The organism is Sphingomonas sp. CCH5-D11 (assembly GCF_001557395.1).
Taxonomy (GTDB): domain Bacteria; phylum Pseudomonadota; class Alphaproteobacteria; order Sphingomonadales; family Sphingomonadaceae; genus Sphingomonas.
Window position 1 is genome coordinate 1 of the sequence record NZ_LSKH01000329.1, and the last position, 4,754, is coordinate 4,754.

At 66.3% G+C, this 4,754-nt stretch carries 4 protein-coding genes; 1 reads left to right on the top strand and 3 read right to left on the bottom strand.

The genetic code is table 11. The annotated features are described in order from the left end of the window. Positions 1-39 precede the first annotated feature (39 nt). The gene (gene hslU, locus AX702_RS20370) at positions 40-1,335 is read left to right on the top strand and encodes an ATP-dependent protease ATPase subunit HslU (protein WP_066782204.1); all 1,296 of its coding nucleotides are present in this window, start codon (positions 40-42) and stop codon (positions 1,333-1,335) included. A 54-nt stretch (positions 1,336-1,389) separates the two neighbouring features. Here hslU and AX702_RS20375 read toward each other — a convergent pair whose 3' ends face one another. The 3 genes from AX702_RS20375 to AX702_RS20385 form a co-directional block, all read right to left on the bottom strand. After that, positions 1,390-1,695 carry a hypothetical protein gene (locus AX702_RS20375; RefSeq protein ID WP_066782205.1) on the bottom strand — a complete coding sequence of 102 codons (306 nt, stop codon included), beginning with the start codon at positions 1,693-1,695 and terminating at the stop codon, positions 1,390-1,392. A gap of 126 nt (positions 1,696-1,821) precedes the next feature. Continuing rightward, entirely contained in the window at positions 1,822-2,952 is a 1,131-nt protein-coding gene (locus tag AX702_RS20380; protein WP_066782206.1) for an acyl-CoA dehydrogenase family protein, read from the bottom strand. 61 nt (positions 2,953-3,013) lie between these two features. Next, complete coding sequence (locus AX702_RS20385) at positions 3,014-4,582, bottom strand: DHA2 family efflux MFS transporter permease subunit (RefSeq protein WP_066782207.1); 1,569 nt, start codon at positions 4,580-4,582, stop codon at positions 3,014-3,016. Positions 4,583-4,754 lie beyond the last annotated feature (172 nt).

Below are 4,754 nucleotides of genomic sequence, written 5' to 3' on the forward strand. Positions count from 1 at the left end.
GCTTGATCCCCCGCTCCCCCGCCCCGATATGCGCCGGCGATGAACGACAATCTTACCCCCAAGGCGATCGTCGCCGCTCTCGACGCTCACATCATCGGACAAAAGGAAGCCAAGCGCGCCGTCGCGGTCGCGCTGCGCAATCGCTGGCGCCGGCAGAAGCTCAGCCCAGAGCTGCGCGACGAGGTAACGCCCAAGAACATCCTGATGATCGGCCCCACCGGCTGCGGCAAGACTGAGATCAGCCGCCGCCTCGCCAAGCTCGCCGACGCGCCGTTCGTGAAGGTGGAAGCGACCAAGTTCACCGAGGTCGGCTATGTCGGCCGCGACGTGGAGCAGATCGCGCGCGATCTCGTGGAAGAAGCGGTGCGGCTGGAGAAGGAACGCCGCCGCAATGCGGTGAAGGACAAGGCCGAGGAAGCGGCCATGAACCGATTGCTCGACGCGCTGGTCGGCAAGGATTCGAGCGCCGCGACGCGCGAAAGCTTCCGCCAGCGGTTCCGCGACGGGCATCTCGACCAGACCGAGATCGAGCTTGAGCTTCAGGCCGCGCCGCAGATGCCGTTCGAGATGCCGGGCGGCGGGCAGGTCGGCATGATCAATCTGGGCGAGATGTTCGGCAAGCTGGGCGGCGGGCAGACCAAGCGGCGCAAGTTGCTGGTGCCGGCGGCATGGGAAAAGCTGGTCGAAGAGGAGGCCGACAAGCGGCTCGACCAGGATGAGGTAAGCCGCGTGGCACTGGCCGATGCGGAGGCGAACGGCATCGTCTTCCTCGACGAGATCGACAAGATCGCGGTGAGCGACGTGCGCGGCGGTTCGGTGAGCCGTGAGGGCGTGCAGCGCGATCTGCTGCCGCTGATCGAGGGCACTACCGTCTCAACTAAGTGTGGCCCGATGAAGACGGACCATATCCTGTTCATCGCGTCGGGCGCCTTCCATGTGGCGAAGCCGAGCGATCTCTTGCCCGAGCTGCAGGGCCGCCTTCCCATCCGCGTGGAACTGAAGGGGCTGACCGAGGATGATTTCGTCGCGATCCTGTCCGACACCAAGGCGTCGCTGCCGGCACAGTATAAGGCGCTGATCGGGACGGAGGGTGTCGAGGTCAACTTCACCGAGGATGGCATCCGGGCAGTGGCGCGGATCGCGGCCGAGGTGAACGGCGAGATCGAGAATATCGGCGCGCGGCGGTTGCAGACCGTGATGGAGAAGCTGCTGGAGGAAGTGAGCTTCGACGCGGAGGACCGTGGTGGCAGCTCCATGACCGTCGATGCCGCCTATGTCGAACAGCAGCTCGCCAGCGTGGCGCGCAATACGGATCTCAGCCGCTTCGTCCTGTAAAGGACAACGGGCGGCCCGTCATCGGGGCCGCCCGTCGGTTGGATCAGGTGTGGATCAATAAGGCTCGACCGTCACGCTGGGGCGGCGGGTGACGGTGACACCGCGTTCCGCCATTTCCTTGTCGAAGTCATGCCGCGCGTCGGCCACTTCGCGGCGATACTCGGACCAGGCATCGACACGATCTGCCTTGTCATTCGCGCGGGCAAGATCGCTGCGCAACTCCCGACGTGCCTCGCTCAAGTCAGTCTTGTAGTCGAGATAGTGGGAATTTGAATCGTTATAAACGCCATGACGCACATCGGCCTGTGCGGCCGTAGCAAAAGCGGTGCCGGCAACTGCCAGCGCAATCATAATCTTCATGTGCCATACTCCGGCTTCTGAAAGACTGGATCGCTAGAACGGCTTACCTGCGGATTACGTTCCCGATGCTTTCGGGCCGCACGCGAATGCTTGTTTCCACTGGCTTTGTTGTTCACCGCGGGGACGTCAGATTCCCAGATCCTCGCGCATCAGTGCAGCATAGCGTTTCGCGTGGTGATCGGTCGCGCCGAACTGCTGCTCAATGGCGGTGGCGCGGCGGAAATAATGGCCGACCGCCAGCTCGTCCGTCATGCCCATGCCGCCGTGCAGCTGCACCGCATTCTGCCCAACGAAGCGCACCGCATCGGCCACCGTCGCCTTTGCCGCCGCGACCGCGCGGGTGCGCTGCTCGGCGGGCCCCTCGACGTGGAGCGCGGCGAGGTAGGCGGCGGAGGTCGCCTGCTCGACGGCGATATACATGTCCACCATGCGGTGCTGCAGCGCCTGAAAGCTGGCGAGCGGCTGGCCGAACTGCTTGCGCTCCTTGGTGTAAGCGACCGTGTCGCCGAGCAGCTTGCGGGTGAGCCCGGCCGCCTCGGCGCACAGGGCAGCGATCCCCTCGTCCCGCGCCTGTTCCAGCAGCGGCAGCGCGCCGCCTTCGTCACCCAGCAAGGCATCCGCCGGCAGGGTGACGCCGGCGAGCGTCAGGTCGGACGCGGGCAGGCCATCGATCAGGGCATAATCATGGCGTGACAGGCCCGCAGCATCGGCCGGCACGAGGAAGAGGGATATGCCGCGCACGTCGCGCGTGTCTCCGGAGGTGCGGGCGGTGACGAGCAGCCAGTCGGCACCCGGCGCGCCGGCCACGACGACCTTTTCGCCATCCAGCGTCCAGCCATTGCCGCTCCGCCGCGCACTTGTCTTCACCGCCTCCAGCGCCTGGCGGCTGTCCGCCTCACCAGCAGCCAGCACGGCGCGGACGCTGCCATCGGCGAGCTGCGGGAGAAGCGCGGCGGCGCGCTCCCCACCGGTCCGCTTCAGGAGGCCGGCGGCGATCACCGCGGTTTCGATATAAGGAATGGGGGCAAGCGCCTCGCCAAGCGCGTCCGCCACCACCATGGTTTCGACCGCGCCGCCGCCCAGACCACCAGCCTCGGCCGGCAGGGTTGCGCCCAGCACGCCCAGGTCGCGGCCAAGAACGCGCCACAGGGCGTCGGCGTCGCGCGACTTATGGGGATCGAACGCAAAGCTTTGCGCCAGATACCGCGTGAGCGTGTCGCGCAGCATCACCTGCTCGTCGCTGAGCGAAAGATCCATGGCCCTCTCCCGTCCTTTTCTTGGAACACGCTATGAATTGGCGCGGGAGCGGACGCAAGGCTCAGTCGGCGGCGACGGGCCCGGCGCCATGGGCAGAGGGGCGGCGGCACAGCCACACGATGATCAGCAGCGCGCCGCTGAGATAGGCGGACAGGCGGAACAGATCGGTGGAGGCGAGGAGATAGGCCTGACCCACCATCTGGCGGGTGATGACGGCCGCCGCCTGGGTGGCGTTCAGCCCCAGGTTGGCCAGCCCCTCGCTCGCCATCTGATAGGGGACGTTGTTCCCGATCGCCTCCGACAAGCGGCCCTGGTGCAGCGCCTCCCGGCGGTCCCAGGCGGTGGTGATCATCGATGCGGCAAAGGCGCCGGCGACGATGCGGGTGAAGTTGGACAGGCCGGTCGCCGACGGCAGCCGCTCGGGCGGGATGCGATCGAGCGAGATGGTCAGCATTGACAGGAAGAAGGTCGACATGGCGACGCCCTGCACCAGCAGCGGAAAGACGAAATCCCAGAAGCCGGCGTATGTGGTGTAGCCCGACCGCAGCCAATAGCTGATCGCAAAGGCGACAAAGGCGATGCTGGCGAGGATGCGCGCGTCGATCTTGCCCGACAGCCGCGCGCTCAAGGGGGTGAGCAGCACCGCCACCACCCCGCTGGGCGCGGCGACGAGGCCGGCCCAGGTGGCGGTATAGCCAAGCTGCGTCTGGAGCCACAGAGGCAGCAGCAGGATGTTGGCGAAGAACACCGCATAGCCAAGGCAGAAGGCGATGTTGCCGATCGCGAAATTGCGGCTGGCGAACAGCGACAGGTCAACGATCGGGTTGGCGTCGGTCAGCTCCCAGATCAGCCAGGCGACGAAGCCGACGCCGGCGATCACCGTCAGCACCACGATCATCGGATCGTTGAACCAGTCGGCATTCTTGCCGAGATCGAGCATCACCTGCAGGCAGCCGACCCACAGTACCAGCAGCGCGAGGCCGATTGTGTCGATCGGCACCTTGGCAGTTGGCGTCTCCCGATCCTTCAGGTTCGACCAGCAGATCGCGATGGTGAAGATGCCGAAGGGCACGTTGATCAGGAAGATCCAGCTCCAATGATAGTTATCGGAGATGTAACCGCCGAGGATCGGCCCCATGATCGGCGCGACCAACGTCGTCATCGACCAGATGCCGAGCGCGGTGGCGCGCTTTTCCGGCGGGAAGACGGAGATCAGCAATGCCTGGCTGCCCGGCATCATCGGGCCGGACACCGCGCCCTGAAGCACGCGGAAGATGATGAGCGAGGGCAGGCTCCAGGCAATGCCGCACAGGAAGGAGGCGAGCGTGAACAGCGCCAGCGAGGTGCAGAAGGTGCGCACCACACCGAACCGGCGCATCAGCCATCCGGTCAGCGGCACCGATATACCGTTGGCGACCGCAAAGGCGGTGACGATCCAGGTCGAATTGTCCGAGCTGACACCCAGATTGCCGGCGATGGTGGGAAGCGAGACGTTCGCGATGGTGGTGTCGAGCACCATCATGAAGGTGCCGAGCGCCAGCGCGAAGGCGACGAGGCCGAGGCGCGCGCCGGATAGCGGAGCGGGTTGCGCCGGCGAGCCGCCTGGCCGCGCGGCGACGGCGCTAGCCATGCGACCGATCCGTCAGCATGGCAGCGGAGAGGGGAGCGCGTGCCATCGGATCAGCGGTTCGCCGCGATGATCTGAGCGATCTTCGCCTCGACGGCGGGATCGGCCTCGGCGACGTTGCCACGATAGGGTTGCGCGGCGGGGGCGGCGAGGCGCGCACCGCCGGTGCTGGCGG